Origin of the sequence: Vibrio sp. 1751, assembly GCF_033339895.1 — a bacterium.
GTDB classification, from domain to species: domain Bacteria; phylum Pseudomonadota; class Gammaproteobacteria; order Enterobacterales; family Vibrionaceae; genus Vibrio; species Vibrio alginolyticus.
This window is the reverse complement of the sequence record NZ_JAWOVM010000004.1, coordinates 98,001-115,893: the sequence shown is the minus strand read 5'-3', so window position 1 is coordinate 115,893 and position 17,893 is coordinate 98,001. Positions and strand designations below refer to the sequence as shown.

The window sequence follows — 17,893 nt, the reverse complement described above, 5'->3', positions numbered from 1 at the left end:
CGGCGTGAAAAACAAAAACGCCCCGCAATGTTAGCGAGGCGATCAATTAAATTAAAATGATGCAGTTAAAATGCCCTACTGACGACACTTCTGAGTATCAAAATCAACGACGATGGCGGCATTCTCAAAGTCACCAGATACTTTAACGTAGCCCCAGTAGTTACTCTGATTTGACAACGTAATACACTCTCCATTACCAATATTATCTGACCACCCGTGACGATTAGTATCATCCGGCCAACCAGAGTTACTGTATTCAAGCTTTAGGTTGCCCGTACCATTCCCCGTCGTTATCGCCAGATTTGAGCTCTCATTCACCGCTGGCACGCTTAGCCAAATGGTTTGTTGATTTGCCAAGCAAACGGGCTCTCCTGCTGTTAGGCGCCCACCGCTTACTTTACTTTGCACCGCGCAGTCTTGTGGCAATGTGTCATTACCGCCCAACGTTGAGATAACAACACTATGAGTGGCGGTTGCAGTCAAGCCTTCACTGTCTGTCACACTTAGACTGACCGAATACTCCCCTTCACTCCCATATTGGTGCGTCGGCTTGGTTTGTGTACTTGTCGAGCCATCACCGAAGTCCCATAAGACGCTGACGATCTTCCCGTTTGGGTCTGTACTGTTTTCACTGCTAAATGTAATGCTTTCACCGACTTTCCCCTTGTTGTTTGCGGTTATGACTGCATTAGGTGCACCATTTGAGACAAGGGCTTGCTGCCACTGCTCAAACTCACTTTGATATAAATTCGCCCATTGGGTGATCGTTGCCTTGTAATTGCTCCAATTCCCTTGGCGTGTTTCCACCAGCATTTGGTTTACGTCATCTTTATGATTTTCAAACATAAAACGTACAGCTAAGTACCCCCAACGATAAATTCGATCGACATCAAACCCATCATAAGTAGTCTCGAAAATCTCACTTAAGGTATATGTCGAGCCGTCTAAAATCGTCTCAAGTGCTGCTTGGTTGTCATTTTCTTGAGCGACATACTCTGCAATGCCTTCACTCCACCACACTATTTTTTCAGTTGGATGACTAAACCCTCCATAGAGATCAAATCGACCATCTAAGTAATGCACGTATTCGTGCTCTAGGTTCCAGACAAAGTGATCCGCGTTCGCATAAGAGGCTTCATAAGCAATAAAGTTGGGAATATTCCCCGGCTGGGAAGGGTCGCCCTCCAAGTACATACCGCCATTGTCAGTACTAATATCGAAAATTGGCCCTGCGTACTTACCATAATCAGTGCTTGAATCGAAGATATTGACTTGGAGCTGAGTGTTGTGGTCATCTTTTACTGGCTGTTCACCCGTTTCTAAAGACTGATGAAAGTAACCCTCTTCGTAACCCATTTTAGAACATGCGGCCGCGTGTTGCTCTTGCGTCATATTCTGGGACAATATTCGAATTGTCGGACTACAGGTATAAGTTTGCGATAGCACCAAGCCTTTTAGCTCAGTTTCGAAATTACAAATTCCGAACTCACTACAATCTGCGTAATATGAGGCGGTGTCCGCCGCCGCAAGCCAAACCGCGTCACCCCGACCATACATTTCATACTGTTCAAAGATTCGACTCAGCTGACTCTTCACAACAGAACTCGCGTTACCTGTATACTTGGTCAGACGCCCGAGCTCTCGCCCCGCATTCGCGGCCATAAACTCATCTTCAGCACCGATTGATGACGCCCTCAGAGCAAAATCGCCTAAAGCTTTGGCAAGGTCCGTTTGGTTGCCAATTATTTGCACAAATTGCTCGTTCCACTGCCCACCAAACAAAATAGTGAAAACACCGTTAACTGCATTGCGCATATACCAGTGCTGGGCGTATTGATCATTCCAACGTGTAAGCCACTGGGTCACTTGCGGTAGGTACGCGTGCTGCAAGCCCGCACTATCCATAGTGATGATGACTTCACTAAGCACTTTGCCGTGACGGTCGCTGTTCTCATAGAAGTTTGCGTTATTAACAAACGCATCCACGGATTCTTTCACCGCTGGGGTAACCCATTCAATAAATGAGATGTTGTCATTGTAAAACTCGGCGTAATAACCCGCGCGCAAGTATAAGAAAAACGTTTCGAGTTCATCGCTCCCGCCACCTGTATACCCCTTCGCCAATGTCGTAGTGCGCTTCGCAATGTTGTACATATGATCGGAGCTAAATACCGACTCCTGAATCCGACTTTCAGCAGAGAATAACTGGTTCACGCACGTCGCGCCCTGACTTAAAATTTCGCTGATCAATTGGTTACTGCTTTCGGTAACCAATGCTTCCAAATCACAAGCAGTGCTCGACTCATCAAGGCTTTCAAGTGACTGTACTCGAGTTGCCTTGGAGGGCTGAATAGGGAGAGTTGCGGTTGGTTGGTATTCAACTCGATTGGATTCAACACCGTGTGTATGAGCCGAATGTGCATGTTGCTCTGTAACTTGAGAAACTGGCTCGCTTAACGCAAATACGCCAGTGCTGGTTAATGTTGTCGCAATCGCGACACTCAAAGTCTTCAGTTCCATCTAATTTCTTCTATATTGAGTTTTCCTTAAATGCATTACGTCTTTTGCATCGCCACTGCCCTTATTACTGCAAGAGCATCTCCATATAATCTACTCGCAAGACAAGATGAAACATTTTGTTAACAACTGAACGTGACGGTGTCAGTTTTTGGTACTCGAGTTGCCGTTGCACGAGCTTGCCAGAAATCGATTTGCTTTAGTAATATTGATCAACTAGTTGTTTATCTTTCCATTCAAATATCTTTTATTGCTCCTCACAAAAGCGATAAAATGGTTTCTTTTCTTTTTGCTAAACAACTCCTATGACCGACGCTGATATTGAGCTACAACATCTTTGGTTAGAAGTCCAAGCCGAACGCTGGCAAAACCTGCCACGCTTTTTATTCAGTTACTACTGCTACAAGCACAACCTTGTCAGTAAAACCAACAAAGTTTGTTGGGAGACGGCACGTGCAAGACTGCCCGCTTCAACATCAATAAAAGAGCGAAAAAAGGCGGTGGTTGAACCGTTAGTCTCTGAGGAAACCGTCGTTGGGTTATTGAAATCCATCAGCAAAGATGGGGAAATGACGTTTAACGTGATGGTAACCACACTTAATGCGTTTTTGCACTATGTTGTGATTAGCAAGGAAGAGAAAGCCCGACTTAAACCAAACATGCCAGCTAGTTGGTATCAGCGATCAAACAAGTCGCCTTTGGCACGTTTCGAGCAGGCTGGCATTAATCTACAGGAGTGACATGTCAGTCATCGCTGATGATAAACACAAAAGACAAGCGCCTACAATGAGGCGCATTTGGTCAAAAATTGAGGAGCACCTAAACAAAAGTGCGTAGCGAGCAACAAAGAAAAAGTTTGGTTATTCTTGAATGCCTCGAATGCGTACATTACGCCTACGTAGAACTTCTAAAGTCACGAGCAAACACACCGACATAAAAATCAGCAACGTAGCGACCGCCAATATAGTCGGACTGATTTGCTCTCGAATTCCTGACCACATCTGCCTAGGAACGGTTTTTTGTTCTGCCCCAGTCAGGAATAACGCCACCACAACCTCGTCGAACGAAGTGCCAAAAGCAAACAAGCCGCCAGAAATCATCCCCGGACGAATCAGAGGAAAGGTAATGTGTCTGAAAGTATAAACAGGGTTTGCTCCTAAGCTAGCCGCCGCTTTTACCAAGCTATGGTCAAAGCCGCTTAACGTCGCAGTAACGGTAATGACGACAAAAGGCGTACCTAACGCAGCGTGTGCCAAAATGACGCCTAAATAAGTTTGTGATAAGCCAAGGCGTGTGTAGAAAAAGTACATCGCAGCAGCAGAGATAATGACTGGTACGATCATGGGCGAGATCAACAGCGCCATAATCGTATTGCGAAAAGGCAAGTTACTACTTGCTAAACCCAACGCCGCCAGAGTTCCCAGCCCTGTTGCAACGAGTGTCGCCATAAAAGCAATGAACGTGCTATTTTTCAGCGCCAACAGCCACTGATCACTAGTAAACATTTCTTGATACCAGCGAGTAGAATACGCTTCCGAATCAAGGTTTAACATCCCCTCGGTAAAAGTAAAGTAAGGCGTTGCATTAAACGATAACGGGATGATGGTCAGAATTGGAGCGATTAAAAAGAACAGCACCAACCCACAAAAAGCTAAGTAACCTGCGTAAGCAACTCGCTCTACTTTTGATGCATAGTTTGGTAATGCCATGGTTATCCTCCTACCTTAAGGTTATTAATACCAACCACACGGTTGAATATATAAAACAGAACCAGTACAACGAACAAAAGCAGTCCACCCAATGCGCCAGCCATCCCCCAGTTCAGTGATGTCTGCATATGATAGGCAATCATATTGGAGATCATCTGTCCGCTTCTTCCACCAACCAAAGCGGGCGTAATGTAGAAGCCAATAGAAAGAATGAAAGTAAGCAAGGCCCCCGCACCTATCCCCGGTAACGTAAGCGGCATATAAACTTTGATGAACGCAATGAAAGGCGTCGCGCCTAGAGAACGAGCGGCACGGAAATAAGTTGGGCTAATTCCTTTCATTACGCTATACAGAGGCAGGATCATAAAAGGCAACAGAATGTGCACCATAGACACCACCGTTCCGAAGGTATTGTGAATCATCTGAATTCGCTCAGAAGTAAAACCCGACCAAATAAGGAGATCATTAATGACCCCTTGGTTTTGCAGCAGAACAATCCAAGACGTGGTTCTGACTAACAATGATGTCCAAAATGGCAGCAGCACAATAATTAAAAGTAAGTTCGCGCGCTTATCAGGTAAATTGGCAAGCAGGTAAGCAACGGGGTACGCCATCACCAAACAAATTAAGGTGATTGAAATAGACATCCAAAAAGTTTTAAAGAAAAGGTCGACGTATATTTGGCGTTTTTCTGGTTGGGGCTCAATGTCTCCAAACTCATTCACTTGCAAGTCTAGCGCTGCAAGATAGTGACTGAATGTTAATGCGCCACTAAGATTCTTAAACGCCGCCCAATATTTAGGATTAGTCCATCGCTTATCCAGCTTAGCCAACTGTGTCACCGAGCTCGGCAGCGACGTCAAACGAGACAACTTTCTGCCGGTTTTCATGAGTAAACTGCGCATACCAGACTCTTCAATATTCATCCGGTTGGCTATTTTCGGCAGCTCTTTGCTTTGATAAAGCGCAAGTACTTCAACAGAGAATGCCTCAATGACTTCTTGATGAGGCTGACCTTGATAATCCCAACTTTCTAAGGCTTGAATAGTTTGTGGTAGTGACAGGGATATTTCTCGGTTATCCACGCTTCGATAAAGCATGTCGAGGATAGGAAAAGCAAACGTAAGCAGAATAAAACACACCAATGGCGTTGTGAGCATAATGGAGCGAAGCTTTTTTCGGCGCTCGGCCTTTTGCAACTGCGCTTTCAAATTGGTTTCTTGCTCATGAACTTGGCGTTCGATTTCCAATACAGAATCTAATGCGGTTAGCTCTCGACTCATGCTGCTACCTCGCTACTTTGAGTTTGTGTCCCATCAAGAGCATGGCAATCGTCACTTTGCCAACCAATACGACAAATTGAGTCAGGCGTTAACTGCAAGTGTTTACGATTATCGTTAGGTACTTTAACGATGAAGTGACCAACGCTCTCTACTTCGACGACCAGACGATAATGATCACCGTGATAAATCAATTCTCGTAGGACGCCCGAGACTTGGTTCTCACAAGACGCTTTCTCTGGTTGAATAACAATCTTTTCTGGTCGAATGGAAAGTGTTGTTCTCTGCCCTTGCTCAGAGACTCTGACAGGTTTCGCAGTAAATAACTCTTTCCCAACGAGCACTTGGCAATACTTTCCGTTCCACTCTTTGACTAAACCTGAGAGTTGGTTGTTTTCTCCGATAAACTGCGCAACAAACGTATTACTCGGAGATTCATAAAGCTCGGTTGGTGTCGCGAGTTGTTGCACTTCGCCGTGATTAAAAACCGCAATACGGTCGGACATAGTGAGAGCTTCGTCTTGATCGTGCGTCACATACAAAATGGTAATGCCAAGCTTTTCATGCAAATGTTTAATTTCCATCTGCATTTGCTCACGCAGCTGCTTATCTAACGCGCCTAGTGGTTCATCCATCAACACGAGTTTAGGCTCAAACACTAATGCTCGCGCTAACGCAACACGCTGTTGTTGACCACCTGATAACTGCTTCGGGTATCGAGTCGCAACATGCTCAAGCTCGACCATTTCTAATACACTCTGAACTTTGCTTTGAATCGTGTCACTGTCGAGTTTTCGCACCTTTAAAGGAAACGCAAGATTCTCAGCAATGGTCATATGTGGAAACAACGCATAGTTTTGAAACACCATACCAATATCGCGCTTGTGCGGCGCGAGATGATTGACAGGAACGCCATCGATATAAATGTCTCCACCGGTCGCAGTTTCAAAGCCTGCTAGCATCATCAAGCAAGTGGTCTTGCCCGATCCTGACGGCCCCAACATAGTAACGAACTCTCCAGGAGTAATATCTAAGTTGAAGTCTTTCACCACCAAATTCGTGCCATCGTAGGTTTTCTTAACGTGTTGAAAGCTGACATAGTCCTTGTTTTCCGTGCTCATGACTTCCCTCTTCTCATTTTTTGAATATTACGAATGAGTAGAGCGTCAGTTAACGCTCTACTAAACAGCACAATTACAGATTGTATTTGGATAGGTCTAAGCGGGTTTCTAACGCATGTTCAACCATTTGAATGACTTGTTGACGCTCTTCACCTTGTAAGAGTTGGCGTGGCGCACGAACTTGTTCAGAGCCACGTCCGCAGACTTGCTCGGCCAATTTTATGCACTGAACCAGCGTAGGAATGGTGTCTAAACGCAGTAGCGGTAAGAACCAACGGTAGATTTCTAACGCTTCAGCATAACGACCTTGGCTTGCCAGTTTATAAATCGCGACGGATTCTTCTGGGAATGCGTTGGTTAAACCAGAAATCCAGCCGGTCGCACCTAGCATCAATGATTCAAGAGCGATGTCATCAACACCACTGAACACGGTAAAGCGGTCATCAAATTTATTGTAAAGCTCAGTGATACGACGAGTATCAGTGGTCGACTCTTTGATAGCTACAATACTTTCAAACTCAGCCAGTTTCGCCATAATATCGAGGTTTACATCGACACCATAAGCAACCGGGTTGTTGTAAATCATGATTGGCATTTCTGGCGTTGCTTCTGCTAGCGTGCGGTAATATTCGAACGTTTCGCTCTCAGACGTGCGGTAAACCATGGCAGGCATCACCATACAACCATCGATACCAATTTTGTGCGCATCCTGCATGTAATCAACAGCTGCTGTGGTAATAGACTCTGCTGTACCAGCAATCAAAGGCACACGGCCATTTACGACTTCTTTTGCCGCTTGCAAGACCTGGCGTTTCTCCTCCGGGTACAACGCACAGTTCTCACCGACAGTACCCAAGCAGATAATGCCATTCACACCATCTTTAATTTGGTTATCTATAACAGTTTGCGTTGCGTCTAAGTCGATTGACTGATCTTGACGGAATTGCGTACTGACCGCCGGATAAACACCTTTCCAATCAATTTTCATGAACTACCTTCCTTATATGTATATTGTATGCAATTTAAATGAACGAGCGAAAATGCTCAGACATGGCTATCTATGCCATTTTCTAACAACACCGCCTTTACAGCGGCCAAATCAGCCAAAGCACTGCCAACTGATTTGTATAAAGTAATGACCTCATCGTTTTGACGTCCTGAGATTTGTTGGGCGCAAAGCTGCGGTAATTCCCCTTTGATATCGTCTGAAGTGAACACGCCCTCTTGAATTGGAATGAGAAGATCGCCCGCTTCGGCTAATACATTAATACGGCTATCAACATACACCTGTGCTCGTTGCACTGCTTTAGAGTCGCATTCACGCTTGTCCAAATCATGATTACCGACCAAATCAATATGGGTGCCCTGCAGCACGTCTGCGCCATTAAACAAAGGCTCTGCTGATGCGGTAATACAGCTGATGATGTCAACGTGTTTGATAACGTGGTCCACTTTTTCTACGACTGAAACACGGAACCGACGCTCATCAGGAAGCGATTGATACTCTGAAGATGACACAATGGCATCTACCGTCGCCTCGGCTTTGTCTGAGTTACGCCCCCAAATATAAACCTGCTTAAGTGGGCGAACCGCAGCGTATGCCCACGCAAAATAAGGCGCAAGATTGCCCGTTCCGCAGATCAACAGACGATCAGCACCGGGACGCGCCAAATAGTCCGCTGCCAACGCAGAAGCTGCGGCGGTGCGCCAAAACGTTAAAACTTTACCGTCCACGAGTGCGAGCGGCTCACCATCGTTTCGTCTAAAAACAAGCAGCTTAGATGCAAGCGTATCTTTTCCTTGCTCGGGGTTATGCGGGAAATACGTAAAGGCTTTCACCGCAATTAACTCCTGGTTCCAAGCAGGAAGTAGCGCAAACGCCTCGTATTCTCCCTCTTCTAAGGGCATGACTCGGCGTTGAGGTATTGTTGCTGGCCGCGAGTACATTTCACGCATCGTTTCAATAAGAGACTTCATTGTTAAACATTGCGCGACTTGCTGTGCTTCGATGACTTTCATCATTTCTCCGAAAACATAAATACAGTTGAGGAAAAGTACGGAACCTCGCTTATGGATGAAAACTCGGCCCCATACAAAAATTAACGCCTAGTTAAGCAGCCAGGTGTTGAACTCTTCATTGAGTTCATCCGCGTAGTCTGACCACCATTCATCGTTAATCAGGAAGGCGGTTTGGAAGTTTTGAGGTGCGGTAGGAAGGTTCGCTAAAATGTCTGGGTTCACCTCCGCCGAAGACGACTTACGCGTAGGCCCATAGGCAACGTACTTAGCTTGATCAGCTAATGGTTTTGTTCCTGAAGAAAAAGCAATAAAGTCCAATGCAAGCTTTGTGTTCTCACTCCCTTTAGGTATCGCCCATCCATTCATGTAACCCATTTGACGGTCCCATATAATCCGAAATGGTTGACCTTCATCTTTACGGGCATTGTGGATTCGGCCGTTAAACGCCGAGGCGATCACCACTTCTTTGTCTGCAAGCATTTGAGGTGGCTGGGCACCTGTTGTCCACCACAGTACTTCTGATTTGATCGTATCCAACTTAGCAAAAGCACGCTCACGCCCCGCTTCGGTTTCGAGCAGGCTGTAGACCTCTTCTGGCTTTACACCATCAGCCAATAGTGCCCACTCAAGATTGCCCTGAGGTTGTTTTTGCAATGCACGTCGACCTGGAAAAGTTTTTAGGTCAAAAAGATCGGTCAACTTGCTTGGCAAAGCCTTACCTTTAAACGCGTCTTCGTTCACCGCTAATACAGTGGACACAACGATGGTATTGATTGCGCATTCGTGAATCGCACCATCAATAAAATCCTCTTGTGCTGGTGTTCCATCAGCTCCCGGAGGCAAAATACTTGGGCTCACTGGTTCTAATAGCCCTTCTGCACAACCACGAACAATGTCCGGCTTGTCGAGAGAAACCAAATCCCAGCGCACATTGTTCGCTTCCACCTGTGCTTTAATTTCGGCTAATCCGCCGCTGAAATCCTCGGATACGATCTCAACACCTGTTTTTTTAATGAAAGGCTTATGATATGCCTCCACTTGGCTCTTGGTGAATGCACCACCCCAAGATACGACCGTCAATTTGTCTTCAGCATAAGCAGAGGTCCCCAACAGCATTCCTGAGATCAACAGCGCCAATGGTGCTTTGGTCATTCGTGACATGTTTTACTCCTTTTGGTTGTTTTTCTGGAGGCATCCGAGTACGGCTGTTGGATACCAGTTTTTGTTAAAATTAAGTTAACATTAGCATTTAATATATTTTATACAATATTTAATATTAAATTTTTCAGGCAAATCGTTGTAATGAAAAAGGTGAAAGATCAATCGATGTCGGCTTTCCTTCGATAAGCTCTAAAAGGAGATCTGCCGTAATCGCCGCTTGAGTTAATCCAAGGTGTTGGTGGCCAAATGCCAGTAATACATTTCCATCCCAAATGCTATCAATAACCGGTAACGAGTCGACTGTTGAAGGCCGATTACCCATCCACTTTTCTCCTTGCTTGAGTGAATGTAACCCCGATTCAAACATCTCATCACCTAACTGAAAAAGCATTTCTGAACGTTTCATATTGGGTGGTGATTCTACATCGGCATACTCCACAGTGCCTGCCAAGCGTAGCCCACCTGACATCGGAGTCATGATGAATTTTCTATCGGCAGAGCTAATAGGAAATGGCAGTACATCACGCTTGTCATCCACCATTAGGTGATAACCACGCTCGGCTTGAATAGGCACTTTGACTCCGGTTAGTTGCCGTATCAAAGGCTTAGAATGTACACCAGCGGCAACAATGATTCGGTCAAATGAATGTGTTTGAGACTCAACCAGCACATCGCCATTTTTCGCCAACGCAGATACACCTTTTTGTAAAACCTTACCGCCAAGAACTTCAAAAGCTTCACTTAGCTCAGCACAGAGCTGATAAGGGTCTAGCGTATGACCGGTTTCGGGAAAAAAGACTCCGATACGAACCTTATGGCTGAGATCAGGTATTCGCTCTCGAATCGCCTCTTGTGTCCAAACTTGATGCGTCACACCGTTTTTAGCCAGTGAGTTAAGCGTACTTTGATAATTCTGAAACAGTTTCTCGTTTTCAAAAGTGAGCAATGAACCATTCATTTTTATTAGATGCGCTTTTCCGATTGAATCAAGCACGCCACGCCAACTTGCCACTGACCGCTCGTTAAGACTCTTAATCGCGTTTTTTGCCCGCTCCGCGGCTGATGGCTTGGTTTGTAATAGAAAACGAATCATCCACCCGATTGTGTTTGGAATATCTTGCCAACGGATCGAAACCGGACTTTTGGAATCTAGCAGCATTTTAGGTAATTGTGGAAGCAGCGCTGGCGTTGCAAGAGGGAAGATTTGCTCAGTCGCGATATGACCTGCATTTCCCTTAGAGCATCCATTCCCCACGCCATTGGGATCAAAAATCGTGACTTGATAACCTTGCTGCTGCAACTTCAATCCAATTGATAAGCCAATAATCCCCGCACCTATCACGGCGATCCTTTCCTTTTTGGTTTCATCCTTGACCAACATAAATATGCTCCGAGTCACACTTGAAAACGTAGATTGTATACAATATATTTTACATTACGTTAACATCACTATTGTTTAATTCAACCATTTTTTCAGCAAGGAGCGAAAAATGAGACAAGGAACTTTTTTCTGTATTGATGCCCACACCTGCGGCAACCCAGTTAGGCTGGTCGCAGGCGGTGTGCCTCCACTCGAAGGCAATACCATGAGCGAAAAGCGCCAATACTTTCTTGAGCATTATGATTGGATTCGTCAGGCACTCATGTTTGAGCCTCGCGGACACTCAATGATGTCGGGGTCAGTTGTCTTGCCTCCTTGCAGCGATAACGCAGACGCTTCAATTCTGTTTATTGAAACTAGTGGCTGCTTACCAATGTGTGGCCACGGCACCATTGGAACCGTCACTACCGCTATCGAGAATCGCCTTATCACTCCCAAAAAAGAAGGCCGTTTGATACTTGATGTCCCAGCAGGACAAATCGAAGTGCACTACCAAACAAAAGGTGACAAGGTCACGTCGGTGAAGATATTTAACGTACCAGCTTACCTTGCCCACCAAGACGTAACCGTGGACATAGAGGGCTTAGGTGAGCTCACTGTCGATGTTGCTTATGGCGGAAACTATTACGTAATCGTCGATCCTCAAGAAAGCTACGCCGGACTTGAACACTACTCTCCAGATGAAATTTTGATGCTTTCACCAAAAGTCCGCGAAGCGGTATCTAGAGCGGTTGAGTGCGTACATCCAGAAGATCCTACAGTATGCGGTGTTTCTCACGTGCTATGGAGCGGAGAGCCCACACAAGAAAACGCCACCGCTCGAAATGCTGTGTTTTACGGTGACAAAGCGTTGGATCGCTCGCCATGTGGTACGGGCACAAGTGCACGCATGGCGCAATGGCATGCAAGAGGCAAACTCAATCAAGGGGAAGACTTTGTTCACGAAAGTATCATCGGCAGCCTATTTCAAGGACGTATAGAAGGCATTACCGAAGTGAATGGCAAAGCCGCTATTTTGCCAAGTATTGAAGGATGGGCACAAGTATACGGTCACAACACGATATGGGTAGACGATGAAGACCCATATGCGTACGGATTTGAAGTGAAGTAATAAGGATAGTAAGGAAGAATGATGAACCCACAAGAACCAACCACTTTTTACGCAGTCAACGCCTTTACTGGTGAGCCTCTACCCACAGAGTTTCCGGTGCATGGGGAGCAAGAAGTTAATCAAGCAGCCTCAGCCGCCCAAAGCGTTGCGCGTGAGTTTCGCCAACTAAGCAATGCAAAGCGAGCGAGCTTACTTTGCTCTATCGCCTCTGAATTGGAAAAGAAGAGTGAAGAAATCGTTGCTCGTGCTCATTTAGAAACTGCCCTTCCCGAAGCACGTTTAAGCGGTGAAATAGGACGTACCGCCAACCAATTACGACTATTTGCCGAGGTTGTGAGCTCGGGTAATCACTATCAAGCAATCTTCGATACGCCAAACCCAAACCGTCAACCACTGCCAAAACCAGATATTCGCCGTCAACAAATCGCAATTGGCCCTGTCGCCGTGTTTGGTGCGTCTAATTTTCCGCTCGCATTTTCTACTGCAGGTGGTGATACGGCTTCGGCACTGGCTGCTGGCTGCCCTGTGATTGTAAAAGGCCATACCGCCCACCCTGGCACCAGTCAACTTGTTGCTGAGTGTATTGAGGCTGCACTTGAGAAAGAGTGCTTACCGCAAGCCATCTTCACGCTATTGCAAGGTAACAAACGTGCACTTGGCCAAGCACTCGTTACCCATCCAAAAATTAAAGGGGTTGGGTTTACAGGTTCAGTCGGTGGTGGCCGTGCGCTGTTCAATCTAGCCCAGCAAAGACCAGAGCCAATCCTCTTCTATGGCGAACTAGGGGCGATTAATCCAACATTTATTCTCCCTTCAGCCATACGGGCAAACGCATCATTGGCTGAAGAATTTGTGGCTTCTATGACTTTGGGCTGTGGACAATTTTGTACAAAACCAGGCGTTGTATTTGTCTTGAATAGCCCAGAAACGCAAGCCTTTATCGAAATCGCTCAAGGGTTAATTCGACAACAATCAACGGCCACTTTGCTAACGCAAGGAATCCGAGAAACGTATGAATCCGAAGTGGATAAGCGAGCTTCCGAAACAGGCATTAACGTCACTCGTTCTGAACAAGCAGAAGCGACCAATGTCTCACCAGCACTGTTCGTGACGGACAGTAAAAACTGGCGTGAAAACCCGCAATGGGAGGAAGAAATATTTGGTCCTCAATCGTTAATCGTAATCTGTGAAGATTTCGATGACATGTTGAAACTGAGTGATTCACTGACTGGATCGCTCACCGCAACCCTTCACGCTACCGCTGAAGACGAAGAACAAGCCAAGCAACTGCTTCCAAGTTTGGAAGAAATCGCCGGACGCCTTGTATTCAACGGTTGGCCAACTGGCGTCGAGGTTGGTTACGCTATGGTTCATGGTGGACCATATCCGGCTTCAACCAATTCTGCCTCAACATCTGTCGGTGCGGAGGCTATTCATCGTTGGTTGCGTCCGGTCTCTTATCAAGCTTTGCCAGAATCTTTATTGCCGGATTCATTAAAAGCGTCGAACCCACTGGGTATCCAACGCGCCATAGATGGCAGTGTGTCCCAATAAGCCCACCAAATGGCTCAAAAAGGCATCAACTGATGCCTTTTATTTCACTCTACTTCTCAAAACCTTCTTTCCTAGTTGGTTTGTGCCAGAAAAACAATAAACTACTAAAGTAAAATGGATTGGATACAATATTAATTTCACGGGAGACTTCAATGTCACAGAAACCTGTTTTTAAAACGCGCACTCAGCTCGTTGAGGAAGCAATTCGAACTCAGATCTTGAAGGGCGAGTTAAAAACTGGTCAACCTTTACGTCAAGATGCGTTAGCAAAAGAGTTTAATGTTAGCCGAATTCCTGTGCGTGAAGCGTTAGTTCAATTGGAAGCACAAGGACTCGTTAGCTTTGAACCTCACAAAGGTGCGACGGTCACTGAGCTATCTCCAGAGAAAATCAATGAGCTATTTGAACTGCGCGCTGTCGTGGAATGCCACATTTTAGAGCGCGCGATTCAAAATATGACAGACGCTGACCTTGAACGCGCGCGCGAAGTTCGTGAACGTTTCGAGTCAGTAGTGAACAGTGGCGACGAAGTAGAAGAATGGAGCAACTACAACTACGAGTTCCACAAAGCCCTATATGCGCCAGCCAACATGCCTGAAACTATGGACGTCATTTACAACCTGAACACAAAGTGTGACCGATACATACGCATGCAGCTATTGTTTACTACAGGCATTAAAAAGGCAGAAGAAGAGCACTTAAACTTGTTTGAAATGTGCCAAAATCGCGATATCGAAGGCGCCAAGTATCTACTGAAAAAGCACATTCTAGAAGCGGGCACAGCGATTCGAAACCTGCTGCTTGAAAGGCAAAATATCAGCCAGTAAATGGAATAACGAATAAGGTGATATTCAAGGATGAATGTTGGACCAAAGTTTTTACTTGCAGCGCTACGACAAAAGATTAAAGAAGAAGGGCTTTGCTACAATTCCTTGTCAGAGAAAAGTGGCATCCCTTTATCTAGTATTAAACGCCACCTACATAATCCAGCTTTAGGTTTGGATAAAGTACTTATTTATCTGAACTACCTGAATACCGATCTCATCGAACTCGCAACCTTAGCCAACGAGCTTCAGCACCAAAACGAGCAAATGCTAACAGATGAAGAGAGCGCCCTTTTCGTTGAGCATCCTTATTTACTTGATTTTATTTATATGCTGACTTCTCGTGATATTAAACCGCAAGAGATAGCCCAAACTTACGGACTTTCTGATACAAGCTTACGATTCTATTTGCGTATCGCGGAAATTCTAGGATATGTCGAAAACTTCGGAGACGGCTTGTTTTACCGTTCTGGTCGTCGATTTATTATGGAAGAAGGTACGGCATTAGACACCTTATTCAAAGAGCGATTTCAACAAGATTCGCTTTCTCATGATATCAACCCAGGCGTATGTATAGGTCGCATTAGGCTCACCGAAGAGCAGAAAGTGCAAATAGAGGACGAGCTTTGTAATAAATTAGCGAAACTTAACGCAGTTAACACTTCCAACAATGAAGGTGAACTAACAAATATATTAATGCGCTGCACTCCCGGTGCTCAGATATTTTTCGCTGATGATTTACCTAACATTGACGGAAGCCTATTAAAGCACGTCGCTCAACTCACTAAATTAAGTTAAAGCATCAGACAAATAAATCAAACAAACCCCAGATAACATCATATACCCCTACCAAACTATTGATTCAAAGCGTTTCCTGAATCTAATTCTGATTTTTTATTTAGCAAGCGTCGCTTAGTCAACTAAGAACTTGTCTTAATTTCACACTTATTAATTGTCTTGTTAGCTCTTTTGAAATAGACAGAAAACTTAAGTAATGACTAATTTAGCTTAAGTATAAAAGACAACTTTTTTACGTTATTTACCTCACACTATTTAACTATAAATTTGCAGACGAACAAATTAAATTAATACATTCACCTAGCTAATAAAAACAAAAGCAAAACACATAATTATAATTCTATTATTTATAAGGACATAGAAAAGTGAAATTTAAGTATTCTTTAGCAACGGCAGTCACTCTCGCATTATTACAAGGCTGTGGCGGTGGCGGCGGTGATGGTTCATCACCTACTCCGTCCACTAGCAGTGCAAACGGTCCAACATGGAAAGTTCATGATTTTAGCCAACCGTCGAAAACGTTTATCAACCAATGTGAAACGCCCCGCGTCGGACTGGACCCATATGACAACTATGCCGCCTATCCAGATAAATTGGGCTCTGCATTACACGAAAAACTCTTTTTAAGAGCTTTTACTAACGAAACGTATCTATGGTATGACGAGGTTCCTGATAATAATCCAGCAAACTACAAAACTGTTACTGATTACTTCAATACGCTGGTCACCTCTGCTACTACCGCGACGGGTAAACCAAAAGATCGCTTCCATTTTACCGTCCCTTATGAAGATGATATGAAATCATCGCAATCCGGTTTAGTTGCTGGATTTGGTTTTAACTGGGCATTCCTACGTGGCGTACAACCTCGAGACGTTCGTATTTCCTACACTGAAGAAGCCTCGCCAGCTGATAGAAGCGGCATTGCTCGTGGTGATAAGCTTCTGAAAATCAATAATATTGATGTGGTTAACACCGGTAGTCAGTCCGACATTGATTTTATTAATAAAACGCTTTTTAACCCTGACATCAATCAAGATTACACCTTCACATTTGAGAGTGTCGACGGTCTAGAGAAAACCGTGACGCTTACCGCCTCTGATGTCATGACCTCTCCAGTTAAAAATGCCAAAGTGATTACACACAATGGTATGCGAATCGGCTATCTGCAATACAACTCCTTCGAACCAAGCGCTCAAGCCCCGCTTATTGAGGCGTTTAGTACGCTCTCAGCAGAGAATGTTGACGAGATCGTCGTTGATTTACGTTACAACGGCGGTGGTTTAGTCCTTCAGTCCTCGCAAGTAGGCTACATGCTAAGCGGTGCTGGTCAGAACCGAGTCTTCAGTGAATTGATTCACAATGACAAAGTGATGCGTACCATTAAGGATGGGGATAACATCTATCGCTTTACGAATCTAGCAATAGACTGGGCAGCACAGAAATATTCGGACCAAGTGCTTCCGACACTGAACAAAAAGCGCGTATATGTACTGACTTCAGGAGGCACGGCTTCCTCAAGTGAACTGTTAATCAACGCTTTGCGCGGCATTGATGTGGAGGTTATCCAAATAGGCTCAACAACCACAGGTAAACCGTATGGGTTCTCACCAGAACAAAACTGCGGCACTATGTACTACACTATTCAGTTCAAGTCGGCGAACGAGAAAAAATTTGGCGACTTCGCTGATGGTTTTATTCCTACTCCAAAGAGCCAAATCAATACCGAGCTAGGCTTAAACAATAGAGTGGAAGGTTGCTGGGTCAATGACGACCTAACAAAACCATTAGGCGATCCGTCTGAAGGTATGCTTTCTGCGGCGCTAAACTACATGGAAACTGGAACCTGTCCGCCAGTCTCCTCTTCAAGTTTCAACGCCATGCCGCGTAACATTTCATCTCCGGAGTTAAGCGATCTTCGCTCTCCGCTACGAACAGAGGCAATTCATGTTGAGATCAACTAGCTTTTTACGAATGCTGATTCGGGTTGCGCTTTTCTTAGGCACTTCGATTTCTTTGATTGGATGCCAAGCTATGTCACAAGAACCCGTTGAAGCATTGAGTAAAAAGAACTCTCCGGAAACAGTCATAGAGATTCAAAACGCGATCGCAGAAATCCAAGGGACACCAGCACCTAGAATCGCAAATAACGTATTTGAATCCTCACCGCATGTGTTGATTGAAAAAGGACGAGTAAAAGGGAAAAACAATCAACTGTTGGATGGCAGCTATACGGATCTTCCAGACCAATATACGTTGCAGATCAGAGGTGAAACCTGTGGCTTGTACTATGCCAAAACAGATACTTTTGTCTCTCTCAGTTCACTAGATTGTGAGCCCATCATTAAGTTTTAGATCTCCCAAAATAGAAGCCCGCTGATATCAGCGGGCTTTCTACTTTATTGCTCAGCGTGAAACGGT

General features: G+C 45.1%; 15 protein-coding genes. 7 read left to right on the top strand and 8 right to left on the bottom strand.

Annotation, left to right across the window (positions count from 1 at the left end; genetic code table 11):
- Positions 1-75: 75 nt before the first annotated feature.
- Positions 76-2,520, bottom strand: coding sequence for a collagenase (locus tag R7041_RS03085; RefSeq protein ID WP_213915736.1), 2,445 nt, complete (start codon positions 2,518-2,520; stop codon positions 76-78).
- A 302-nt stretch (positions 2,521-2,822) separates the two neighbouring features.
- Here R7041_RS03085 and R7041_RS03080 point away from each other — a divergent pair, with 302 nt between their 5' ends.
- Positions 2,823-3,257, top strand: coding sequence for a hypothetical protein (locus R7041_RS03080; RefSeq protein ID WP_042521922.1), 435 nt, complete (start codon positions 2,823-2,825; stop codon positions 3,255-3,257).
- A gap of 120 nt (positions 3,258-3,377) precedes the next feature.
- Here R7041_RS03080 and R7041_RS03075 read toward each other — a convergent pair whose 3' ends face one another.
- The 7 genes from R7041_RS03075 to R7041_RS03045 all read right to left on the bottom strand — a co-directional run bounded on the left by R7041_RS03075 (position 3,378) and on the right by R7041_RS03045 (position 11,188).
- Positions 3,378-4,226, bottom strand: a complete 849-nt coding sequence (locus R7041_RS03075) for an ABC transporter permease (protein WP_025766753.1) — start codon at positions 4,224-4,226, stop codon at positions 3,378-3,380.
- Between the two features lie 2 nt (positions 4,227-4,228).
- Positions 4,229-5,509 (bottom strand): ABC transporter permease, encoded by a 1,281-nt coding sequence (locus R7041_RS03070; protein WP_053350407.1) that lies wholly within the window; start codon positions 5,507-5,509, stop codon positions 4,229-4,231.
- Positions 5,506-6,627 carry an ABC transporter ATP-binding protein gene (locus R7041_RS03065; RefSeq protein ID WP_258512760.1) on the bottom strand — a complete coding sequence of 374 codons (1,122 nt, stop codon included), beginning with the start codon at positions 6,625-6,627 and terminating at the stop codon, positions 5,506-5,508. The genes R7041_RS03070 and R7041_RS03065 overlap by 4 nt, the downstream gene beginning before the upstream one ends.
- A 73-nt stretch (positions 6,628-6,700) precedes the next feature.
- On the bottom strand, positions 6,701-7,615 hold the full coding sequence (locus tag R7041_RS03060) for a dihydrodipicolinate synthase family protein (protein WP_033905160.1): 915 nt from the start codon (positions 7,613-7,615) through the stop codon (positions 6,701-6,703).
- A 56-nt stretch (positions 7,616-7,671) separates the two neighbouring features.
- Complete coding sequence (locus R7041_RS03055) at positions 7,672-8,646, bottom strand: ornithine cyclodeaminase family protein (protein ID WP_193837471.1); 975 nt, start codon at positions 8,644-8,646, stop codon at positions 7,672-7,674.
- A gap of 87 nt (positions 8,647-8,733) precedes the next feature.
- Positions 8,734-9,807: a polyamine ABC transporter substrate-binding protein gene (locus tag R7041_RS03050; RefSeq protein ID WP_017633955.1), complete on the bottom strand. Its 1,074-nt coding sequence runs from the start codon at positions 9,805-9,807 to the stop codon at positions 8,734-8,736.
- Between the two features lie 124 nt (positions 9,808-9,931).
- The gene (locus R7041_RS03045) at positions 9,932-11,188 is read right to left on the bottom strand and encodes an NAD(P)/FAD-dependent oxidoreductase (RefSeq protein ID WP_017633954.1); all 1,257 of its coding nucleotides are present in this window, start codon (positions 11,186-11,188) and stop codon (positions 9,932-9,934) included.
- Positions 11,189-11,297: 109 nt separating this feature from the next.
- Here R7041_RS03045 and R7041_RS03040 point away from each other — a divergent pair, with 109 nt between their 5' ends.
- The 6 genes from R7041_RS03040 to R7041_RS03015 all read left to right on the top strand — a co-directional run bounded on the left by R7041_RS03040 (position 11,298) and on the right by R7041_RS03015 (position 17,827).
- Positions 11,298-12,299, top strand: a complete 1,002-nt coding sequence (locus R7041_RS03040) for a 4-hydroxyproline epimerase (protein WP_017633953.1) — start codon at positions 11,298-11,300, stop codon at positions 12,297-12,299.
- Positions 12,300-12,320: 21 nt separating this feature from the next.
- The gene (locus R7041_RS03035) at positions 12,321-13,853 is read left to right on the top strand and encodes an aldehyde dehydrogenase (NADP(+)) (protein WP_206949133.1); all 1,533 of its coding nucleotides are present in this window, start codon (positions 12,321-12,323) and stop codon (positions 13,851-13,853) included.
- Between the two features lie 152 nt (positions 13,854-14,005).
- The gene (locus R7041_RS03030; RefSeq protein ID WP_053303155.1) at positions 14,006-14,680 is read left to right on the top strand and encodes a GntR family transcriptional regulator; all 675 of its coding nucleotides are present in this window, start codon (positions 14,006-14,008) and stop codon (positions 14,678-14,680) included.
- A 30-nt stretch (positions 14,681-14,710) separates the two neighbouring features.
- Entirely contained in the window at positions 14,711-15,475 is a 765-nt protein-coding gene (locus R7041_RS03025; protein WP_005377865.1) for a hypothetical protein, read from the top strand.
- A 365-nt stretch (positions 15,476-15,840) separates the two neighbouring features.
- Positions 15,841-17,436: a S41 family peptidase gene (locus R7041_RS03020; protein ID WP_064368181.1), complete on the top strand. Its 1,596-nt coding sequence runs from the start codon at positions 15,841-15,843 to the stop codon at positions 17,434-17,436.
- Positions 17,420-17,827, top strand: coding sequence for a hypothetical protein (locus R7041_RS03015; RefSeq protein WP_231972240.1), 408 nt, complete (start codon positions 17,420-17,422; stop codon positions 17,825-17,827). The genes R7041_RS03020 and R7041_RS03015 overlap by 17 nt, the downstream gene beginning before the upstream one ends.
- Positions 17,828-17,893: the final 66 nt, after the last annotated feature.